We start from the raw sequence: 21,441 nt of genomic DNA, 5'->3' as shown, positions 1-21,441 counted from the left end.
TAATACCGCTTATTTCAGCGTTTTCTCACCGATTGTCTTAAAAAATCGCATATTACGACTCAATTATTGTAGACTATAGCTATTATATAGTAGAAGCTGGATGAATAGCAACGGTTGATTGCTATTCCTTTCTTTCCAAACTCGAATAAAAGCTTTGTTTTTAATTATATCAAAGTTACATACACACTTTAAGAAGGGTTTATTTTGAAGAAAATATTAATAATTGGAGCATTATGTTTATCTCTTACTTCCTTAACTGCATGTAGTAATAACAATGCAAAAACACATACTGAATCAAAACAAGAGAAAAAAGAAACAAAAATAACTGTTGATTCGATTATCACTGAATTTAAAAACGCTGATCTCCAAGCAGAAAACCCTACCGATCTTCCACAAAAAGAATTCGGCAATCTTCGAAAAGAAGGAAAACGTATTGTCGTACCTTCTTTTCGAAGATAAAGGCGGTCGATTATTCGAAATTACAAAGAAAGAAGATCTAGAAAAAGTAAAGAAATATTAAGATGAATTAGGAAATTCTGCTCCTATGTTATTCTCTCATACACACGCCAATGGAAATTTTCTTTTACAAATGAATGGCGATATGAAAGATGAAGAATTCACAAAATATAAAGATGTGATGGACAAGTTTATAAAATAAAGAAAATCACCTTTTAAAAGAACGGGTTCAGTTTAGGGAGAGAAAAATGTTAATAACCATTAGAAATAACACAATAATTTGTATGCATTTCGCACCCCGTTTCGTATTATAAATAGCAAACTAAAACGCTCAGAAAATATTCTGAGCGTTTTTATTTCCTTCTTCAACTAAAGCACCAGTTAGTGTAAAAAGCTATTTCAACATTTGTATTGTTAACTTATCTTTTAACATTGACCTATATGAGTCAATTTCATATTTTGTATTATTGACTTTTTCTTTTTTCATTTTTAACATATCAAATATTTCTAACTCTAAATTTCTTCTAGCTTCAAGAACTTTTATCGCTCCTTCTACACCTGAATGATTATGTTCTTTCCCATAGCCTTGATTAGTGTAATAGTCGACAATTCCTGTGGACCATTCTGGAGTTCTTTCTTTTAATGCCTTCCTAAATGCAAATTCAAGATTATCTTGTTCTATATACAATAACATTGGATTTAAATTCTCTATGATTTTTGCAACTTTCATTACATAATTTATTATTTTTTCTTTTTGTTCACCATATTTAATCATCCCAATCGTTAATGGATTTTGTATGAAACAACATTCAAAGATATAAACCTTATCGTCTTCTAGAGCAATTTCAGCAAAATCATTCCATTTGTCAGCAATTAATTCAACATTTTTTTCGAATGATAATTCGTATATATCGTTTTTTAAAATATCATTAAATAATTCATCCGAAAACTGGTCGCCAAAATCATTTTTTATCTTTCTGTATGGTAATAAATAATTGCTTCCTTTTTTTAGAGCTCTTTTAAGAAGTACTTCTTTAAAATCTCCACTGTCAGATAATAATCTATTGAATTCAAATTTATTAAAACAAGATACACCATCATAGTCGGCTGGGTGGTTCAAATTCCCCTCTAAAAATAGTTCAACTTCAATTTTATTTTGGCTTAGAATTTCATTTATTAGCTTTGCAGTGGTCGATTTTCCAAATCCAGGTAAACCTTCTACTATTATTAGTTTTGTATTCATAGTTATAAATCCCTTCCTTCAAAGTATGTAACCAAGATTAAAAAAATTACTTACTCCACTGCAATCACTCCTTCAAAATATGATATTCATCATTTCCTTTGAAAAATCCTTCTTAAAGTAACCTGACCGTTAGTTTAAGAACATTTTTTTCACAATCTCTATCATTATTTTAACATAAATTTTCCATTTACCTTTTTAAAAAGATAGTCCACCATTATTTGAGTGAACTATATAAAAAAAGGATTCTAAATCATATGTGATTTAGAATCCCTAATTTGTATGTTATTTTATATTTTCTCTCCTATAACTGAACCAGTTACTTTTAAAAGGGGATTCTTTTATTTCCTTTCACTTAATTTCTTTGCATAATTCTTCATTTTACTCGTTAATCCTATTAAAGCAGGTAACAATATTGGCATTACTATGATAGCTAATAGTAACAGTGCAACACCAACAACAGACGCTACTTGTATAAGCGTCAATACACCTGAAGGGATTAATGCAGCAAATGTACCACCTAAAATAAGCGCGGCCGATAATACAACTCCTCCTATGTGACGAGAGGCATTTACAATTTTTGTTGTTGGGTCTCCCTCTAGCTCATTGTATCGCATCATTACGAAAATGCTATAATCCACACCTAAAGCGACAATCATAATAAAACTAAAGAATGGTACATTCCAGCTTAATGACTCTACATTTAGTAAGTGTGCACTAATTTGTTCACTTATACCAAGTGATGCAAAATAAGCTAATAGTAAAGATCCAATAATGAAGATCGTATTCAAAAATGACCGTGTAATAACGAGTAATACTATCGCAATACCAATTAACATTATCGTAGCTGTACGTAAGAAGTCTTGGCCTGTTACTTCTTTTAAATCGACGTTTCTAGCTGTTGTACCTCCAATTGCTTTTTTCGTCGAATGTAATTCTGTACCATTTAACGTACCGTCTATCGTTTTATTAATTTCTTCAATAATTGGCATCGCTTCTTTTGAATACGGATTTACGTCTAAAATGATTGTCATTTTAGCAGTCTTTCTATCATGTGACATGTACGTATTCAATGCTTTTTGGAAATCTTCTCCCTCTAAAACTTCTTTTGGAATATAAAATTTCTCAGAGCTTTTTGATTCATTCAGTTCTCCTAAATATTTCTGAGCATCCCCTAGTCCGTTACTTACCTTTTTGAGCCCATCTGTACTTTTAGATAGTCCTGATTGTAATTGCCCCATCTGTTCTTGCAAGTCTTTAAGCCCGGTTAATAGCTGGCCTTGCCCATCGTTTATTTTCGTTAATCCCGTTTGTAACTCAGATGACTTGCTCGCAATTTGTTTTGAACCGGAAGCACCTTCATCTAATCCGTTTTTAAGATCAGCTGCTCCTTTTTGCAATTTAGTAACTCCATTATTCATTTCTTTTAAACCGTTATCCACTTTCAATAACGATTGATTTGCTTCTTTAAATGAGCCCATCGCCGCTTTATGCTGCGTTGCTAATTGATTCAATTCATTTGAAAGCACACCTAATTGCTTTTGAGCCTCTTTAGCAATTCCTATCGTCTGCAGTATGTTCGGATCATTTGCTAATTCTGGTTTCGTTTGAATGAAATTGGTCATTAACATTTCAATTTGTTCGTAACCTTTTTTCGCCCCATCAATCGCTTGAGAAATACTTCCGAAGTATTGATCGTAAGAACTTAAACCTTTTTCTAACTGCGTATAACCAGCATGAAGTTGTGACGTTGCATTAGATAAAACATTTATATTTTCATTTACTGAAGTTAATCCACTCTCAATTTGCTGTGCACCTTGTGCTCCATCATTTATGCCATTTGAAAGTTGATTTAATGCTGTTCCTAATGCTGTTACACCGTTTTTCGCTTCGTTTGTTCCATCTATTAACTTTTGAACGTTTGCAAGACTATTTGAGTCTTTACTACCCATTTTATCTTTCGCAGTAGTTAATCCATCATTAATTTCCTTAATACCACCATTGGCATCTTCTAAACCTGTATTTAGTTCTCCAGCTTGTTTATTTATATATAGTTCTTTTATCCTTTCACCAGTTGGACGTGTCGGTGAATATACTTCTGAAACACCTTTCACTTTCAAAATCTTATCAGTTAGTTCATCTAAAGTTTGAAGCGAATTCGACTCATCTAATTTGTTATCCGATCGAATAACTAATGTACTCGGTGAAGAGAAACCGGGTGGGAAATGAGCTTCTATTACGTTAATCCCCATCTTTGATTCATATTTATTATCCACTTCAAATAAATCATTGTAATTTAGTGTGTTAGAGTATTTCATTACGAAAGGAATCGATATCACAAATACAATGATTAAAGCGACAAATGGTCTTGCTACTGAGTTTTTTGCAAAAAATCCCCATAAGCGACTATCCTCATGACCTTTAAACGTTTTAACTGGATAAAACATTCCTTTTCCTAAAAGCACCATAAAAAATGGATTTAACGTTGTTAATACAAGTAATAATACTGCGACACCAATTGCTACTGCTGAAGTAGATTGATACAATTTAAAGCTTGCTAAAGCAAGAGATGCAAAACCAATTAATACTGCTATCCCGCTATATAAAACGGTTTTCCCTGCCGATTTAAACGTTTCTTTCGTGGCTAAAAATGCATTTTCTTGTTTACTTAATTCTTCCTTAAACCTTGTATATAATAAAATGTTATAGTCTGTTCCAACCCCAAACAGTACGACAACTACAAACACTTGTGTAAAGTTGGAAAACGGAAAATTAAATTGATCTACTAGGTGGGCAATAATCCCCATTGAAACTAAATATGATACACCGACTGTAAGAAGAGAAACGATTGGAACAATTGGTGAACGAAATACAATGATTAATACAACTAAAATGAAAATGATAGAAATAACTTCTGTCTTTTTCACTCCCTCTTGAGAGGATGTAAGGAAATCACCCGCTATTAAATCACTTCCTGTTAAGTACGTTTTAACGCCATTCGCTTTAACCTTTTTATGAAGCTCATTTGCAACTTTTGATATTTCACCATATTTTTTATCTACTGAGATTTGCGTTAATATGGTCGTATTGTCTTTAGATATCAACTGTTTTTCCAAATCTTTATTATCTAAATGTGAAACAACTTCCTTAATTCCTAATTGCTCTTTTTCATTTTGTAAAGCATGGATTGTTTTTATTATTTCTTCTTTTTGCTCAGATGTTAACGCTGCTTTACTTCCACTATTAAAAACAGCTATAATTTCATACTTTTCTGTCCCGTCTTTATCCATCTCTCTTATCATTTTGTCAGCAATACTACTTTGTTCAGTATTAGGGATCGTAATGTGCCCTTTTTCTTTCACTAATTTATCCATATTAGGCATCGTTACAATCATTGTAATTGTAATAACTATCCATAATAGAAAAGATAAACTTCTCCAATTTTTTAGCTTACTCAATTTAATCATCTCCTGTTTTGAAAGTTTCACGTTAGTTTCGGAATGAACGTTCATTCCTATCGTTCTATTACATTGTTTTGTAAACTCTATTAAACTAGTCTTCCCGGAATGAATGTTCATTCCCTTAGTTACACAAATATCCTTTCCTAATCTCATATTTTAAATCTATTTAGGAATGAATATTCATTCCTGTCCTTATAAAGCTATAGAATCAAATGATTCTAATAGCATTCCAAGAGCTTTCTTCCAATTCTTTTACTAACTCTTTCGAGTATTCTAATTGTCCTGTTGCAATTACTTTCGTTAATTTTTCAAGTGGTTGATATACAATAATAATTAAAGCAACTGGAGGCAATGGACGAAGAAAACCTTTTGCGATTCCATCTTCAATAATATTCATAAAGAAGCCTATAAAATCGTCAAATATTTGCTTACTCTGTTCGTCAAGAAAATAACTATCACAGTGAGAATTTGTAAATAAAAAAGCATCCACATTGTTTCTCGCAAATTCAAATAAACGGTTGTACGTATGACTAAACTGTTCACGAATATTTGCTTCAACAGGAAAATCTGTTTTTATCATTTCAGAAAGCTCTAACATACTTTTTGAAAATAATGAGTTAACAAGTGCCTCTTTATTTTCAAAATAGCGATAAATAGTACCCGCACCGACTTTTGCCTTTTCAGCGATCATTGGAATTGTCGTACCATCGTAACCACGCTCTGCGAAAAGTTGCATCGCAGCATCAAAAATATCCTCTTGTTTGTTTTTAGCCATTTTTTCCACCTCTATTTTCAGGAATGAAAATTCATTCCGTTTTTAATTATAAATTACATGGATTAAAAGTCAAGTGCGTGACAAAGCATGGTTGCGTTTTAGTGAAAAAATTATATCAGCGATTTTCAGGATATATCGACTTACCGGCAATTAAAGAGAGTGCTGTCCCAAAGTTTTATTTGGGACAGCACAATTTCCTATTTACAACTTAAAAGAAATCATAAATAAACGCTTCTCTTACCGGAACTATTTTCTCAAACGCTTGTATTTCCTCTTCACTTCCGCTTATTAATTCTAATTCATTCAGTTGTAACGGACGTTTATATCCAAACATTATTGTAGATAATGCGTTTATATCTAGCTTTATTCCTTTATCTATTGTTTCCTCTTTCATAATTGTTATTTCATGATTCGCAAGCCTTATTGATACGTTATTCCACGGTGCAAATGAATCTGTAATATGAAAAATTAGTTCTTGTTGTACATCGTTCCAGTTGAATTCATATTGTTTAAAGAATTGCTCCACATCTACAATTCTGCTCATAAAATATGGCTTAATTTCTGCCTTCACTCGCGGCTCTTGTAGTGTATATAATAACGGTTCGTTTTCACTTACTGTCATTTCAAGTTCTTTAATCATAGAATCATGCTGGCAAATAAAGTTCCACAGACCATTTCTCGCTTCATTATGCAGTGGAACAAATTCTTCTACTGTCATTTTGCTATTTTCAACTTTATATAACATGTAGCCAGATGCCGTTTTATTTTTATCGTAATATATCGCTAATGTTAAGTCATCATAAACAGTCTGTAACCACCATTTTTCATCGCGAACTAGCATACCCGAAAAACGTTCTGCAAATGTTTCATAAAGCTTCTCGACCTCTTCTGGATGATTTTCTTTACTGAAACGTTTCACCGTACCATTCACTTGTTTTTTCATAACTAAATCACTCTTTGTCATATGACATATAAGGAGATTCGCACAAAGTTCCCAGCCGTATTTACGGTAAAATGCAACAGCAAATGGATGTAGCATCGATACTGTATATCCGTCTTTTTTCATCGTTTGAAGTGAGTGTTGAAGTAATTCTTTTACATACCCGCTTCTTCTATACTCTGGATACGTCGCTACCCCTGCAACGCCTCCCATTTTATATTTTTCTTTACCTATGTATATATGAAACGGAATAAGGTGAAGTTTTGCAGCTAAATCTTCCCCTTCCATAATACCGTATATTTCATGACTTTCTTTCATTTTTGTAAGTTGTTGCTGCAGTCGTTCTTCTTCAACTTTATATTGAAAGGCGTATTCTGATAAGCGTAATGCTTCTCTAAATTTATCTTCCCTTAATCGTATAACGTTCATATATTTCTCCTCCATTCCTTATTCGAATTGTACCATAATTCGAAATATTAAAGTGCGGTGAATGAAATTATATGGACTTAACGACACGAATTCAATATAAAAAAGCAGATACATCTTGTATCTGCTTCTCATCACTTTATTTAGCTAACTTTTGAAGTTCTTCGAAGAACGTAGGATATGATACGCCTACTGCTTCTGCGTCTTCAATTATTGTTTTTCCTTCTGCGATACATCCAGCGATTGCGAGCATCATTCCGATGCGGTGATCACCGTAACTATTCACTGTATTGCCTTTTAGAACTGATTTCCCGTAAATAATCATTCCGTCATCAGTTGCTTCTATGCGAGCCCCTAGCTTTGTTAATTCTGCTACGACTGTATCAATACGGTTCGTTTCTTTTACTTTTAATTCGTGTGCATCTTTAATTACTGTAATTCCTTCTGCTTGCGTTGCCGCTAATGCAATAACAGGAATCTCATCAATTAATCTTGGAATAATATCTCCGCCAATTTCAATTCCTTTTAATGAAGATGTTTCAATCGTAATGTTTGCAGCTGGTTCTGATGATCCTTCGTTAATTGGCTCTACAGTGAACGTAGCACCCATTTTCTCTAAAACATCAATAATACCTGTACGAGTTGGATTCATCCCTACATTTTGTAATACTAGTTTACTATTTGGAATGATTGCACCGGCTACTAAGAAAAATGCAGCTGATGATACGTCACCTGGCACTTGAACGTCTGTTGCTGTTAGCTTTTGTCCACCTGCAAGTTTTACTGTTTTTCCTTCACGCGTTACTGTAACACCAAACGCTTCAAGCATTCTTTCCGTATGGTCACGAGAAATATGTGGTTCTGTAACAGCTGTTACACCCTCTGCTCGAAGTCCTGCAAGTAAAATAGCTGACTTTACTTGTGCGCTTGCTACAGGCGAAGTGTATTGGATTGCTTTTAAATCTCCACCACGTATTGTTAGCGGTGTAAACGTTCCTTCTTCGCGCCCGTCAATGTTCGCGCCCATTTGTTTTAATGGATTCGTTACACGTTTCATCGGTCTTTTTGCAATAGATGCATCACCTTGTACGCAAGAGAAAAATGGTGTATTTGCCAAAATCCCTGACATTAAACGTATTGTTGTACCAGAATTACCAACATCTAATACAGCCTTCGGTTCTTGTAAACCTTCTAATCCTTTACCAACTACAGTAACTTCATCACCGTTTTGCACGATGTCTACTCCCATTTCTTTAAAACAAGAAATCGTACTTAAACAATCTGCACCAGGCAAGAAACCTTTAATTGTTGTTTTTCCTTCTGCAATCGCGCCGAACATGACAGCGCGGTGTGAAATGGATTTATCTCCTGGAATTGTAATGTTGCCATTTAATCCGTTATTAACAGGTTGTATCGTTCTTTCCTTCACGTTTTCACCTTCTCATTTAAATTGTTTCATAAGTTTGGTATTTTTCTTCTCCAAGCGCTAGCTTTGCTTTCATACGATCTTCTTCTCGTTGGAAGCTAATACGTAATACCCCAAGCAATCCTTCACGCGCTTCTAATATTTGCAAGTTCGTAATACTAATTTCTTCGCGCGCTAAAATGCTCGTAATGTGAGCCAATGCCCCTACTTTATCTAAAACATCGACGTATAAGTCGTGATAGGCAGGAATTGCCCCTCTTTTTCGTACTGGTAAAGAGTCACGGTATTCTTTCGCGTCTGCAAAATAGTTTTGAATCTCGCCTGCATCTCCATTAGAAACTGTATCATATAAATCTTCCATTTCAGAGATCCACTCTTTTAATAATACCATTAAATGCTCACGATTTTGCTTAACAATATCACTCCACATTTTTGGGCTACTAGATGCGATACGTGTAATGTCTTTAAATCCTCCGGCAGCAAGTTGATGAATAAGTGGATTATCTCCTGCATGTTTTTCCACTTGCTTTACTAATCCAGCGGCGATAAGATGCGGAAAATGACTAACAATCCCTGTTACATAATCATGTTCTTCCGTATTTAAAACGAGAAAATGAGATCCTGTTCCTTGTAACCAACACTTTAGTTCTTCCACATGTTCATTTGGCACATGATTCATCGGCGTTAAAATGTAAAATGCATTTTCAAATAAATGCGCTTTTGCACTTTCCACGCCTGTTTTATGAGAACCTGCCATCGGATGTCCACCAATGAAAGAAACTTCCTTTGAAAATAAAGCTTCTGCTTCATTCATAATCGTCCCTTTTGTACTACCAACATCGGTTACAATCACATCTTCTCGTAAACGAAATGACGCTAATTTGTGTAATAACTTCTTCGTTTCTTCAACTGGAGAAGCAAAAACAATTAAATGTGCCTCTTCACATGCATGCTGTAAATCTACCGCTACTTCATCTACTACATGTAATTCTTTTGCACGCTCTACTTGTTCTTGAAATATATCATAACCTGTTATCGTTACATCGTGCTCTTTCTTAATTGCTAATGCGAGAGAGCCTCCGATTAAACCAGTTCCAATTAAAACTACCTTTTTACGCATTTGTCTCATCTCGAGACTTTCTTTTTTTATTTTCAAAGTGTTGTTGTAACACTGAAATCACTCCTTCATTTTGCTCCCTTGTTCCGACTGTAATACGGACGCCATTCGGGAACGGACGAATAATAAATCCTGCATGTGCACAAGCTTCATAAATCTCTCCTGCATTCTCAACCGGTAAGAAGATGAAATTTGTTTGCGATGGATAAAATGGAATTTCATTTTCCTTACAAAAGCTTTCATATTGTTGTAATCCCTCTGTATTTACACGAACTATTTCCTCAATAAACTCATCATCACCAAAAGCAATCATCGCTGCTTTTTGCGCTAATGAAGATACGTTAAATGGCAAACGTACGACATTTAATTGCTCTATTAGCTCTTCCTGTCCAATCGCATATCCAACGCGGAAAGAAGCTAATCCGTACGCTTTAGAAAACGTTCTAAGTACAAGAATGTTTTTATGTTTTTCTAAAAGCGGTAATGTCTCTGGGAAATCTTTTGCTGTTACGTATTCATAGTACGCTTCATCAATGACAATTAACGTATTCTCACTAATACCTTCAATAAATTGATTCAATTTTCGATCATTCACATATGTGCCTGTCGGATTGTTCGGATTACAAATCCATACGATTTTCGTATTATTATTTACCGCTGACAAAATTTCGTCTAAATCGTATACACCGTTATTTAAAGGAATTTCTTTCACTTCACAACCTTCAATAATTGCATGATGACGGTACTGCGGGAATGTCGCACCAGCCGTCACGATGTTATCTCCTGCTTTAAGTACTGCACGACTTATAATTTGAATGACTTCATCTAATCCACTACCGCAAAGCACTTGTTCCATTTGTACATGTAACTTATTTGCAATTGTTTGACGGAGCGTTGTAGCACCTCCGTCAGGATATAAAGCATGTTCCAACCACGATGTTTGCAACTCATCTAAAACACGTGGTGAACAGCCGAATGGATTTTCGTTCGATGCTAGTTTCACAAATGAATGATCTCCGTACACTTCTTTCATTTGTTCAGGTGATTTACCTAGTTTATATGGTTGTAATGACGAGAGTTGATCTTTTACTTGCATGTTAAAACCACCTTTTTATTAAAATTCTTTTGCGTATTTATTATGTTGCGTAATGTTTTGCTGAATTAACTCCATACGATCTTTTCCGAATTGTTCGACTAGTGCATGTGCAAGTTCCCATGCTACAACAGACTCAGCTACTACACCAGCTGCTGGTACTGCACAGCTATCAGATCTTTCAATACTCGCTTGGAATGCTTCTTTCGTATCAATATCAACACTCGCTAACGGTTTGTATAATGTAGGTATTGGTTTCATAACACCTCTTACGACTATTGGCATACCTGTTGTCATACCACCTTCTAAACCACCGGCATTATTCGTTTTTCTCGTGTATCCTTGTTCTTCATCCCATAAAATTTCATCGTGCACTTTACTTCCTGGCTGTCTTGCCGCTTCAAAACCAACGCCAATTTCAGCACCCTTAAATGCATTAATACTCATAATCGCACCAGCAAGTTTTGCATCTAATTTATGATCGTAATGAACGTAACTACCAACACCTATCGGCATACCTTCTGCTATAACTTCAACAATACCGCCAATTGAATCTCCACTACTTTTCGCGTTATCAATCGCATCCATCATCTCTTGTTCTACTTCTTTATCTAAACATCGAACTGGTGAGTTTTCAGTAATTGTTTGAATTTCTTCCATTGATAAGTTTGAAACATGTTTTGCTTTTACTCCGCCAATTTCAAGTACATGTCCTGCAATTTCTACGCCTAATTCTTTTAAAATTTGTTTCGCTACTGCACCAGCGGCTACACGAACTGTTGTTTCTCTTGCAGATGATCGCTCTAGTACGTTTCTTATATCACGATGTCCGTATTTAATCGCTCCGTTTAAATCTGCATGTCCTGGACGTGGTTTTGTAATGGTACGTTTCATTTCTTTACTTTCTTTTTCTGAAATTGGCTCTGCACCCATTACTTTCGTCCAATGTTTGAAATCATCATTTTTTACGATTAACGTTATCGGTGAACCAAGTGTCATCCCATGACGAACACCACTTACAATTTCAACAGTATCCGTTTCAATTTGCATACGTCTTCCGCGGCCGTGCCCTTTTTGTCTTCTTAATAATTCTTTATTAATATGTTCCGCTGTTAATGTTAAACCTGCTGGTACACCTTCTAAAATAACTGTTAACTGCGGCCCATGTGATTCTCCAGCTGTAATGTATCTCATTTCTCTTGCCCCTTTACTATTTTTTTGTACAAAAAAGTCCCTACTGAGCGCTCAGTAGGGACGATGTTTATCGCGGTACCACCCTAGTTGTAGACTTCTTTTGTCTACCTCTCTTCTTCTTTAACGATCGTTAGACCGTCTTTTCCTACAATAGTTCGCGGAAAAGATGCTCCAAGGCTGTAATTCATGCTTACCTTTGTACTGATTCACACCGACCATCAGCTCTCTTTAACAGGGAGATAAGCACTACTGTTTCCTCTTCAGCGCATATATGATATGGAATTAAGATAATTTATTTTTGAAACCTTTTAACTCATCCATGAATCTATGGAATTCTGGAATATCCATTTGTTGTGCAGAATCTGATAATGCAACTGCTGGGTCTGGATGTACTTCAGCCATTACTGCATCTGCGCCAATTGCAAGTGCTGCTTTCGCCGTTGGTAATAATAAATCTCTACGTCCAGTTGAATGTGTTACATCAACGATAACTGGTAAATGTGTTTCTTTCTTTAAAATCGGCACTGCTGAAATATCTAATGTGTTACGTGTCGCTCTTTCGTATGTGCGGATACCGCGCTCACATAGGATAATTTGGTCGTTACCTTGTGCAATGATGTATTCAGCTGCATTAATGAACTCATCAATTGTTGCTGCTAATCCACGTTTTAATAATACTGGCTTGTTAACTTTACCTACAGCTCGTAATAAATCAAAGTTTTGCATGTTACGTGCACCAACTTGAATTACATCAACGTAGTCTAATGCCATTTCAACATCGTTTGGATTTAAAATCTCACTAATGATCGCTAAGTCGAACTCATCTGCTACTTGGCGTAAAATTTGTAATCCCTCTACTCCTAAACCTTGGAAATCGTATGGAGATGTTCTCGGTTTGAAAGCACCACCGCGCATTAATTTTAAGCCTTGGTCTTTCATCGCTTGCCCTACTTGGCGAACTTGCTCTAAGCTTTCTACCGCACAAGGTCCCATGATGAACGTTTGTGTTCCGTTACCAATCAATTCACCTTTTACATCAACGATTGTGTTTTCTTTTTTCTTTTTACGTGATACTAGTAATGCTTTACGGTTATCATCTTCTTGTAATTCTAAGCTAGCTTTGAAGATTGTTTTGAAAATATGTTGAACCGTTGATGTTTCGAATGGTCCCTCATTATTCTCTGCGATCATATCAAGTACTTCACGCTCACGTACTGGATCAAAACGTTTCGTACCTTGTACTTGCTTTTGCTCCCCAATTTTTTGAACGATTTCACCACGTTTATTTAAAAGGTGTAATAGTTGTAAGTTAATTTCATCTACTTGTTTACGTAATTGATCTAATTCATGATTTGCCATTTGGAAATCCTCCTCTAATGTTTTAAAAGTATGGTAAGAGAATGAAAAATTCTCTATTTTCTGAACTGATAAATTATACAAATTTTAAGTGGAATCGATACCTCTTCTTATTTTAAACTAATAATTAGTACAAAGACACTATCTACTAGCTAAAAATCCACTTTTTTGTACAAAAAATCCCTACTGATCCAATCAGTAGGGACGATATTTATCGCGGTACCACCCTAGTTGTAGACTTCTTTCGTCTACCTCTCTTCATTGTTAACGATCATCTGACCGTCTTTCCCTTCATAAAGACAAATACTATCTTCACTACGAAAAAGATGCTCTAGGACTGTAATTCGCTCTTGTTTTTGTACTGGTTCGCACCAACCACCAGCTCTCTGTTACAGTGAAACAACAACTACTGCTTTTCCTTTCAACGCATGAATATTTAATTTTCAAGTTGGACCACTAAAATACAAAAAGTCCCTACTGAATAAATCAGTAGGGACGATATTTATCGCGGTACCACCCTAGTTGTAGACTAACTTTCCGTCTACCTCTCTTCACTGTTAACGATCAATTGACCGCTTTTTCTTCATAAAGACAATACTATCTTTACTACGAAAAAGATGCTCCAAGACTGTAATTCATGATTATCCCTGTACTGGTTCACACCAACCACCAGCTCTCTGTTACAGTAAGACTAACCACTACTGTGATCTCTTCATTGCACTTTGTTTATTCAAATGTTTTTTGAAATTGAATAAGTATGATTCGTATTATAGAACGCTTTTCAAAACACTGTCAACAACTTTTTATATATTTTTTAAAATTTCACTTTCGCCCTACATTTCTTCTTGTAAATTCTCCATAACAATTCCGATGCGAATTATCTCATTATCTATTGCATTTAATACACATTTTTCGGCTCCAAACCGGATTAATACTTCTTTTATTTGAAGGATTTCCGTTTCTAGTAAATCAGCTTCCTGAAGCGTTTGCAGTAAAGTGAAAAATACGTTTGCATACAATCCTTTATACATTTTTATACTCTCTGTCTTTTCAAGTATTTCATTAAATAACTGTTTTAACTCCGTTTGATTCCCTTTTCCACCCACGTCCGAAAACGATTTACATATTATCGATAATCCTCTTTCTACTATTTCATCCATAAATAAAATAATACGTAAAAGCATTATATATTCTCTAGCTGTAATTCCACCCATTTTCGGTCGTTCTCGTAAAAATATACTAAGCCAAGCTGTCCAAAATTTTTGTTGTTCTTTTGCACTTAACGTTTTGATGTAATAGCATAAAAACTGCATAAATTTAATTTTATTTTCTTCATTTTCTCGTATAAGCAACGGATATAACCAATCTGTTTTTTGCTCCCAATACAGTACACATTTAATAAATACAAAACTGAGCCATTTCAAAAATGCTTCCCTCGTGTGCGGATGTAATACTTCCAAATGTTCTACCGCATACTGAATAAATCGCTTCATCTCTGTAAATAAGGGTAAATTGATTTGCGTGTAACATAAACCTGCCCATGCATATTTCGTAATCTCATTTTCCTTCTTTAAATCTAAGTACGGTAACAAATATTTTCGGCACCATTGCTTCTCAATATGATAAAGAAATGTTATATCTGCGACTAAACGAGCTAACATGTAATTTGTCCGCTCTGAACTAACTCTTACTTGTTCTTCAAATAAAAATAAATATTCATACACGTTACGATCGTATAAATGATCATATGATAACAGTTTTAATAATACAGCTGTCATTTTTCCAACAGGATGCTGGATGGATTCATTGTAAAAATCTTGTTTTCCAAGTTTAAAATCTGTATCACTTTTCATTACTTGAGGGAATAGTGAAAAAGCAAACCGTTTCACGTTGCGTATGCTATTTTCGTCTAATTCTTCTAATCGGTTACTAATTTCATATAAAAAGCTGCTAATTAACCAATGAAAAGCAGCATTTCTAACAAATTTCTGTAATAACGGAATAACTTTTTGGATTTGTTCATTTGTCAGTCCTCGGTTATTTCTCCACTCTCTAATACAAACAAACCACACTTCATTACTTATTTCGTGCATGCTCACTAATTGATAAGCAAATGAAATACTCCATTCTGTATTCAATTTACATGCTTTCGATAACATCTCTAAAAAATGACGTTGCTCAAAAACACCATCTTGAGAAAATTGAAGAACTTGCTTCATAATTTCATCGTCTTTCAGCTGTAATAATCCATCAGCAGTTACGTTACAAGTAATACTTTGTTCTGTGGTTTCTTTCTTTTGTACGCTGTATCGATCAGAATGAAAGTGAGGATGCTTTTGCTTCATTACCTCATAACCTTTTGCTGTAGAGGGACTATTGGAATCACAAGTGAATAATAAATCTAACACGAAACAAACATCAAACGCCCTCTCCTCTGCAAGGTCTTTCAGTACGATTTGAATGACTTCTTCTTTTGTTTTTTCTAAAGAAGATGCGAAATGATTTTTTATAAGTTGAAAAACTTCGTGTTTATACGTGACATTTAAAAGAAGCCCCTCTTGTAACAACCATTTCATTTTGTCATCCGCGCTAACGAATATATTTTTATTCATCGCATCAATTGCAATTCGGTTCTGAAGTATGCTGTTTGCTTCTATCATTTCTGTAATATAATAATTTGCTTTTTTCTCATTGTTTTCACATAAATAAGCTAAACACTCTTTTACAATTTGAATTAAAAACGCAAGATCATTTTGCTGAAACTCTTTTTCTACATTTTCCTTATCCCTTTTTTTCAATGCCGTTTGCCTTAGTGATAACATTCGCATCTTTTCTATACCCATCATCATAATTGGTACGGCGTAATAGGCAATATGCGGTTTCATCTTCTCATTCCAAATTTGCTCCACATAAGAAAATGTAGACACTGGTAATCGACTCGATTCCTCAAGCTCTATTGATTCTTGCGTATCATTTCCCCATTTCCGCTCCCGCTTCAACTTAAGCTTTCCGTCCAAAATAAACGTTAGTAACAATAAAGCAATTTCTTTATGCTCCGGAAAAGAACATTTTTGCAGTAAGCAAGAAATTATTTCAATCGATTTACTATCTTTTTCAGCTGTTTCTAATAAAAGAAGTGCCCATCTTGCGAACAATAACGGGTCCATCTCAATTTTCGTTTCACTTAAGTAACTACAAATTGTTCTCCATAATAACGGAGATATTTTAGATTGATTTTTAAAAATTAATTGAAATAATTCTTTTTGATGACTAAAAAGGAATTGTTCCACTAACCATTCTGCAAGTAGTTCATCTACCTCATTATAGTTTGATGTAACTAAAAATAAATTTTGTAATTTCCCTTCTGCTTCAAGCCATTCCACCCATTCATAATCATGAGCAAATTCAACAAAGTAGCGGACTGTTTCAATTTTCTTTATTGATTGTTTTATGTAGGATAATTGTTCCTGCTCTACTGACGGTGGAACAGTTACTATGTCACGGATTCGCATTCGTTTTGTAATATAATTATCCCCCATTAATTCTGCCCATCGCTTCACCGCTTTAACGAGAGATTGATGATTATTACCTTTATTCGGATATACAATCGGCCGGATTCCTAAATGCTCCCAGTGGTACGTATTTTCCCCTTGTGCAACAAAAGCATAACGCCTTGTACTTGGTGGTAAACCAGTCGCTAAATATTTCATTACGGGGTCATTATGGCTATATCCAACGAATAGAACGGTGTAATTCGAGAATAAATCAACTAAAAATCTTCTTGCCCACCCTTCCGTCAAGTAAGCCCTTCCAAAATCACCATCTGTTAAAATTAACGCTTCTTTCTCTTGTTCTATATTGCCATGTATGTAAGCAAGTCCTTTAAACGCTCTACCTGTAGGTAACGCAGGTGCATAATATACGTTTAATTCTCTATTCATTTCATTCATCGCAGTTGTAAAATGTCGATCAAAATTTGTCGTTACAATGCGGACTTCTGTATCTAAAGGAAACAACCTCGGAATCGCATAATGGAGTGGATTCGGCTTTGACTTTTCAGTATGAACTAAATCTCTTGCAACTTGATGTACATCTTTTGTTTTCGCAATTTTACCAAGATAATAATCATGAGGTTCTGTTATTTCACGTTTTTCGACATATAACGTTTTTGCAATTTCATCAACTAGATCATCAAAATTCGGTAAGTTAGATTTCCCTTTCATAGAAACTCCCGCTCCAACAAATAGTACTAACTTTCCTTGTTCCAGATGATCAATTAACTCATCTGGAATTTCTACTTCTGAAGTAATCCACACCAAGGATTCCCCCTTACCTAAAAATGTCATATACTCTCATTTTACTATAACATTTTTTCTTTGTTTTTTTAATATTTAGACAAAAAACAAACGCGAAAAAGTTTTATGTAAATATATTCTTTACAATGTATGAACTCCTAAATTTATTGTAAAACTATGTATAAATCGGAGGTGTAAATATTGAATGGTTTTACTGTAGTACTTATCAAGTTTATATCGTGCATTATCGCATTTAGTATTGGACTCGCTTTATTTTTCCCTGCAACGTTCGTCCAAATTATTTCATTTAGTCTCTTTGTTACAATCGTATCCTATATGTTCGTCGATAAAATCATATTAAACCGAATAGGCAATACTGGTGCCATTATGTCGGATTTCTTACTAACGTATTTAAGTGTATGGATTTTCGGTAATATTTTATTAGACAATTACATGCAAATTGCATGGGGTAGTTTCCTTTCCGCTATTGTCTTTACATTATCTGAAGTAATCGTTCATCGCTTCTCTAACTCACACACAAGGCACCACAACGATAATATTCATATTAATCGCCGTTTTGCATATGGTACGGAATTTGCTGAGGAGCAGAATATATTGGATAAAGATAAGAAGAAGTAACATTTTGATGCTGGAGCGCCCTTTTTAATTATGTGGTGCTCCTTTTTTAGGCTATCATTTTGATACGTGAAATTATATCGACTTATCGACATGATTTCTTCTAATAAAAAACTGCCTCTTATTTAAAGACAGTTTCTTTCAAATCTTTTAATGTAACAACATCAGCAAATGCTCCAAACACTACGTTATGATGCTTTATAATGTCTTCCGCACGTAACACATCTGTATGAAACGTACTATGTGCATCACTCACTAACGTTACTTTATACCCTTCACTAAACGCTCTTCGCGTTGTCGTATCCACACAGTACTCTGTTTGCATTCCTGAAATGATAACATGTTCAATTTCTTTTTCTTGTAATACTTCGTTTAAGTTCGTCTTATGGAATGAATCTGGTGTTGTCTTTTCAACGATACGATCCCCTTCTTGCGGAGCAATCGCCTCATGCACTTTCCAGCCCTCTGTACCTTTTTCTAACGGATGATCTTTTGGTCCGTTATGTTGTACATAAATAACTGGAATATCATTAGAACGACACTCCCCAATAAGTTCTTGCAATATTTCTAAAAACTTTTCCCCGTTATGTACTGGCATTCCCGCTGTATACATACCTGCTTGCACATCAATTACTATTAAAGCTTTTTTCATTTTGTGCAGCCCCCTTTGTTTGTACTCCATCATCCAACAATCCTCTAATTTCCCCTCATGCAGCTCATGTTCCTTTAACATCTTCACCTTTTTAAATCCGCATTTTTCATAACATTTTATTGCTCGTTCATTATTTACTTTCGGGTCCATTGCGATTGCTTCTGCTCCCATGTTCTCCATAATATATGTAATTGCTGCCTGAACGAGTTTCGTTCCAATTCCTTTTTCCCAATAAGTTGGCTCACCAATAAATTGATCCATTCCCCATACATGTTGTGATTCTTCATAGCCATATAAAGCTTTCCACTCAGAATCAACTGGATACATTTGAATATAACCAATCGACATATCATTAAACTCTATTACACACCTTTTTTCATGACTATTGGGATTATGTATGAAATGATTTAGTACCATTTCTACAGATTGCGGATTATCTCGCCCTTCGTAATACTGCAAGACTTCTGGGTCTGTTAACCATTTTGAAATGACCTGCGCATCCTCTTCTTTTACGTACCGTACCGATACATGATCTTTTTGAAATAGCATATAATACCTCTTTTTAATTATTTATATTTTTCCTTTTTGTGAAATCTTTCATTGCACCTATTAATGCGTATGGTAACAATGTAATCGCAAAAAATGCTGTAAACACATTAAAATGAGGAATTTCATATGGAGTAAACCATTCCGTGAAAAATTCAGAATGTAAAATTCTATTTAAAAACTCTCCACTTGGCTTAAAATTTGGTGCCCATCCTGTAATCTCACAAGTAATAAATATTAATTGAACAATTATAAATGCCCCTAGATAGCGAAACCATGTCCGTTTCCAAATCGGCTGCGCCTTATTTAATTCATGTTCCATCTAGCTCCCACCTTTTTATTTCCATCCTATTAATTATACACTTTCTATTCTTTATTTGTTAAAATTTTCTATATAATCATTCATGCTGGGGGAATTCATTATGTCTAATCCTATACTTAAATCAACATTAATCATTCTTAGAGGCAACTCCGCAAGTGGTAAAACAACAATCGCAAAGCAACTACAAGAACATTTCGGACATGGTACACTTTTAGTATCACAGGATGTTGTACGTAGAGATATGCTTAGAGTACACGATACGATGGGTAATTTATCGCATGATTTACTATTTGAAATTACAAAGTACGGAAAAGGAAAATGTGAGTTTGTTATTTTAGAAGGTATTTTAAACAGTCGAAGATACGGTGAAATGTTGAAAGAATTAATACTTTTTTTTGAAGGAAACGCCTATACATATTACTTTGATTTATCGTTAAACGAAACGATTCGACGACATAATACAAGGGAAAAAAGACATGAATTTGGTGAAGATTCCCTACAAAAATGGTATAATCCGCACGATACCATTAAGGTTGCCAGAGAAACTATTTTTACAGATAACTTAACGCAAAAAGATATATTTGATACGATTCTTACTGATGTTGCGATACAAAAATAAAAGCCAGCCTCAATAAAGAGAACTGACTTCTATCTATATAACTATATTTATTAAAGAATTTTAACTTTAACAGTTTGTCTTCCCCAATTCATAGCCTTACTTTTTGAACCCATTAAAACATCAATACGATTTCCTTTAATAGCACTTCCCGTATCACCAGCGATAGCTTCTCCATAACCTTCTACCCAAACTTTAGATCCTAATGGGATTACTTTCGGATCAACTGCGATAATTCTCATATTCGGATTAGCCGTTAAATCATGCCCCATCGCAGTTAAAACGCGTCCACCATAAGTACCATTCTCACTTGGATCCGCTGTATATGCTGTCGCAACTACCGTTAATTCACGTTTAGCAGACTGTATGTTATTTTTAGACTCTTCCCTAGCTTTTGCTATTTCTCTTGCTTTCTCTTCTTCTTTAGCCTTTGCTATTTCTCTTGCTTTGGCCTCTTCCTTAGCTTTTGCTATTTCTTGGGCTTTCTCTTCTTCCTTAGCCTTTGCTATTTCTTGGGCTTTCTCTTCTTCTTTAGCCTTTGCTATTTCTTGGGCTTTGGCCTCTTCCTTAGCTTTTGCTATTTCTTGGGCTTTCTCTTCTTCCTTAGCCTTTGCTATTTCTCTTGCTTTGGCCTCTTCCTTAGCTTTTGCTTCTTCTTGGGCTTTCACATCTTCTTTAGGCTTTACTACTTCTTGTACTTCCGTTTCTTCCTTAGCCTTTGCTACTTCTTGTACTTTCACTTCTTCTTTAGGCTTTACTACTTCTTGTACTTTCGTTTCTTCCTTAGGCTTTGTTACTTCTTGTACTTTCGCTTCTTCCTTAGCCTTTGCTACTTCTTGTACTTTCACTTCTTCTTTAGGCTTTACTACTTCTTGTACTTTCGTTTCTTC

At 34.8% G+C, this 21,441-nt stretch carries 15 protein-coding genes, 2 pseudogenes and 3 other annotated features; of the genes and pseudogenes, 3 read left to right on the top strand and 14 right to left on the bottom strand.

All coding sequences use genetic code 11. The annotated features are described in order from the left end of the window. Positions 1 to 213: 213 nt before the first annotated feature. Positions 214 to 658, top strand: a pseudogene (locus AC3WVA_RS17535) (stress protein). Positions 659 to 850: 192 nt separating this feature from the next. Here the strand turns inward: AC3WVA_RS17535 and AC3WVA_RS17530 are convergent. From AC3WVA_RS17530 to AC3WVA_RS17485, 10 genes are all read right to left on the bottom strand, one after another. Then, a complete protein-coding gene (locus tag AC3WVA_RS17530) occupies positions 851 to 1,699 on the bottom strand; it encodes a P-loop NTPase family protein (RefSeq protein WP_098346873.1) in 849 nt (282 codons plus the stop codon). 338 nt (positions 1,700 to 2,037) lie between these two features. Further along, positions 2,038 to 5,154 carry an MMPL family transporter gene (locus AC3WVA_RS17525; protein WP_141539505.1) on the bottom strand — a complete coding sequence of 1,039 codons (3,117 nt, stop codon included), beginning with the start codon at positions 5,152 to 5,154 and terminating at the stop codon, positions 2,038 to 2,040. 211 nt (positions 5,155 to 5,365) lie between these two features. After that, entirely contained in the window at positions 5,366 to 5,932 is a 567-nt protein-coding gene (locus tag AC3WVA_RS17520; protein WP_001107302.1) for a TetR/AcrR family transcriptional regulator, read from the bottom strand. A gap of 208 nt (positions 5,933 to 6,140) precedes the next feature. Continuing rightward, the gene (locus AC3WVA_RS17515; RefSeq protein WP_141539506.1) at positions 6,141 to 7,301 is read right to left on the bottom strand and encodes a GNAT family N-acetyltransferase; all 1,161 of its coding nucleotides are present in this window, start codon (positions 7,299 to 7,301) and stop codon (positions 6,141 to 6,143) included. Positions 7,302 to 7,437: 136 nt separating this feature from the next. After that, entirely contained in the window at positions 7,438 to 8,727 is a 1,290-nt protein-coding gene (gene aroA / locus AC3WVA_RS17510) for a 3-phosphoshikimate 1-carboxyvinyltransferase (RefSeq protein ID WP_098346871.1), read from the bottom strand. Positions 8,728 to 8,743: 16 nt separating this feature from the next. After that, entirely contained in the window at positions 8,744 to 9,844 is a 1,101-nt protein-coding gene (gene tyrA, locus AC3WVA_RS17505; protein ID WP_048526244.1) for a prephenate dehydrogenase, read from the bottom strand. Beyond that, positions 9,837 to 10,937, bottom strand: coding sequence for a histidinol-phosphate transaminase (gene hisC, locus AC3WVA_RS17500; protein ID WP_492322067.1), 1,101 nt, complete (start codon positions 10,935 to 10,937; stop codon positions 9,837 to 9,839). Before hisC ends, tyrA begins: the two co-directional genes overlap by 8 nt. A gap of 18 nt (positions 10,938 to 10,955) precedes the next feature. Then, positions 10,956 to 12,128: a chorismate synthase gene (gene aroC / locus AC3WVA_RS17495; RefSeq protein WP_048526059.1), complete on the bottom strand. Its 1,173-nt coding sequence runs from the start codon at positions 12,126 to 12,128 to the stop codon at positions 10,956 to 10,958. Between the two features lie 53 nt (positions 12,129 to 12,181). Then, positions 12,182 to 12,401 (bottom strand) — a binding site (T-box leader). Between the two features lie 9 nt (positions 12,402 to 12,410). After that, complete coding sequence (locus tag AC3WVA_RS17490) at positions 12,411 to 13,487, bottom strand: bifunctional 3-deoxy-7-phosphoheptulonate synthase/chorismate mutase (RefSeq protein ID WP_001273579.1); 1,077 nt, start codon at positions 13,485 to 13,487, stop codon at positions 12,411 to 12,413. A 194-nt stretch (positions 13,488 to 13,681) separates the two neighbouring features. Further along, positions 13,682 to 13,918 (bottom strand) — a binding site (T-box leader). Between the two features lie 54 nt (positions 13,919 to 13,972). Next, positions 13,973 to 14,209, bottom strand: a binding site (T-box leader). Between the two features lie 108 nt (positions 14,210 to 14,317). Then, positions 14,318 to 17,830 (bottom strand): DUF4020 domain-containing protein, encoded by a 3,513-nt coding sequence (locus AC3WVA_RS17485; protein ID WP_492322066.1) that lies wholly within the window; start codon positions 17,828 to 17,830, stop codon positions 14,318 to 14,320. A 150-nt stretch (positions 17,831 to 17,980) separates the two neighbouring features. Between AC3WVA_RS17485 and AC3WVA_RS17480 the strand changes: the two genes are divergently transcribed. Then, the gene (locus tag AC3WVA_RS17480; RefSeq protein ID WP_048526062.1) at positions 17,981 to 18,418 is read left to right on the top strand and encodes a YndM family protein; all 438 of its coding nucleotides are present in this window, start codon (positions 17,981 to 17,983) and stop codon (positions 18,416 to 18,418) included. Positions 18,419 to 18,536: 118 nt separating this feature from the next. On the opposite strand, the gene AC3WVA_RS17475 is transcribed toward AC3WVA_RS17480, so the two are convergent. From AC3WVA_RS17475 to AC3WVA_RS17465, 3 genes and pseudogenes are all read right to left on the bottom strand, one after another. After that, entirely contained in the window at positions 18,537 to 19,067 is a 531-nt protein-coding gene (locus AC3WVA_RS17475; RefSeq protein ID WP_257192296.1) for a cysteine hydrolase family protein, read from the bottom strand. 18 nt (positions 19,068 to 19,085) lie between these two features. Continuing rightward, positions 19,086 to 19,616, bottom strand: a pseudogene (locus AC3WVA_RS17470) (GNAT family N-acetyltransferase); the annotation flags it as partial. Positions 19,617 to 19,629: 13 nt separating this feature from the next. Next, a complete protein-coding gene (locus tag AC3WVA_RS17465) occupies positions 19,630 to 19,935 on the bottom strand; it encodes a YfzA family protein (RefSeq protein ID WP_098346866.1) in 306 nt (101 codons plus the stop codon). A gap of 100 nt (positions 19,936 to 20,035) precedes the next feature. Between AC3WVA_RS17465 and AC3WVA_RS17460 the strand changes: the two genes are divergently transcribed. Next, positions 20,036 to 20,554 (top strand): kinase, encoded by a 519-nt coding sequence (locus AC3WVA_RS17460; protein WP_098880979.1) that lies wholly within the window; start codon positions 20,036 to 20,038, stop codon positions 20,552 to 20,554. Between the two features lie 50 nt (positions 20,555 to 20,604). Here AC3WVA_RS17460 and AC3WVA_RS17455 read toward each other — a convergent pair. Then, positions 20,605 to 21,441: 3D domain-containing protein (locus AC3WVA_RS17455; protein WP_492322065.1), on the bottom strand; the 837-nt coding region annotated here is incomplete at its 5' end.

This window comes from Bacillus sp. EB106-04-02-XG92 (assembly GCF_058791995.1).
Note: the sequence above shows the minus strand (reverse complement) of the source record. Positions and strands in the feature narration are given on the sequence as shown.

Excerpts from the sequence above, each read along its gene's own strand:
- AC3WVA_RS17460 (WP_098880979.1), top strand. The coding sequence starts at position 20,036 with ATGTCTAATCCTATACTTAAATCAACATTAATCATTCTTAGAGGCAAC.
- AC3WVA_RS17530 (WP_098346873.1), bottom strand. The coding sequence starts at position 1,699 with ATGAATACAAAACTAATAATAGTAGAAGGTTTACCTGGATTTGGAAAA.
- AC3WVA_RS17490 (WP_001273579.1), bottom strand. The coding sequence starts at position 13,487 with ATGGCAAATCATGAATTAGATCAATTACGTAAACAAGTAGATGAAATT.
- tyrA (WP_048526244.1), bottom strand. The coding sequence starts at position 9,844 with ATGCGTAAAAAGGTAGTTTTAATTGGAACTGGTTTAATCGGAGGCTCT.
- hisC (WP_492322067.1), bottom strand. The coding sequence starts at position 10,937 with ATGCAAGTAAAAGATCAACTCTCGTCATTACAACCATATAAACTAGGT.
- AC3WVA_RS17465 (WP_098346866.1), bottom strand. The coding sequence starts at position 19,935 with ATGGAACATGAATTAAATAAGGCGCAGCCGATTTGGAAACGGACATGG.
- AC3WVA_RS17515 (WP_141539506.1), bottom strand. The coding sequence starts at position 7,301 with ATGAACGTTATACGATTAAGGGAAGATAAATTTAGAGAAGCATTACGC.
- AC3WVA_RS17520 (WP_001107302.1), bottom strand. The coding sequence starts at position 5,932 with ATGGCTAAAAACAAACAAGAGGATATTTTTGATGCTGCGATGCAACTT.
- AC3WVA_RS17475 (WP_257192296.1), bottom strand. The coding sequence starts at position 19,067 with ATGAAAAAAGCTTTAATAGTAATTGATGTGCAAGCAGGTATGTATACA.
- AC3WVA_RS17485 (WP_492322066.1), bottom strand. The coding sequence starts at position 17,830 with ATGACATTTTTAGGTAAGGGGGAATCCTTGGTGTGGATTACTTCAGAA.
- aroC (WP_048526059.1), bottom strand. The coding sequence starts at position 12,128 with ATGAGATACATTACAGCTGGAGAATCACATGGGCCGCAGTTAACAGTT.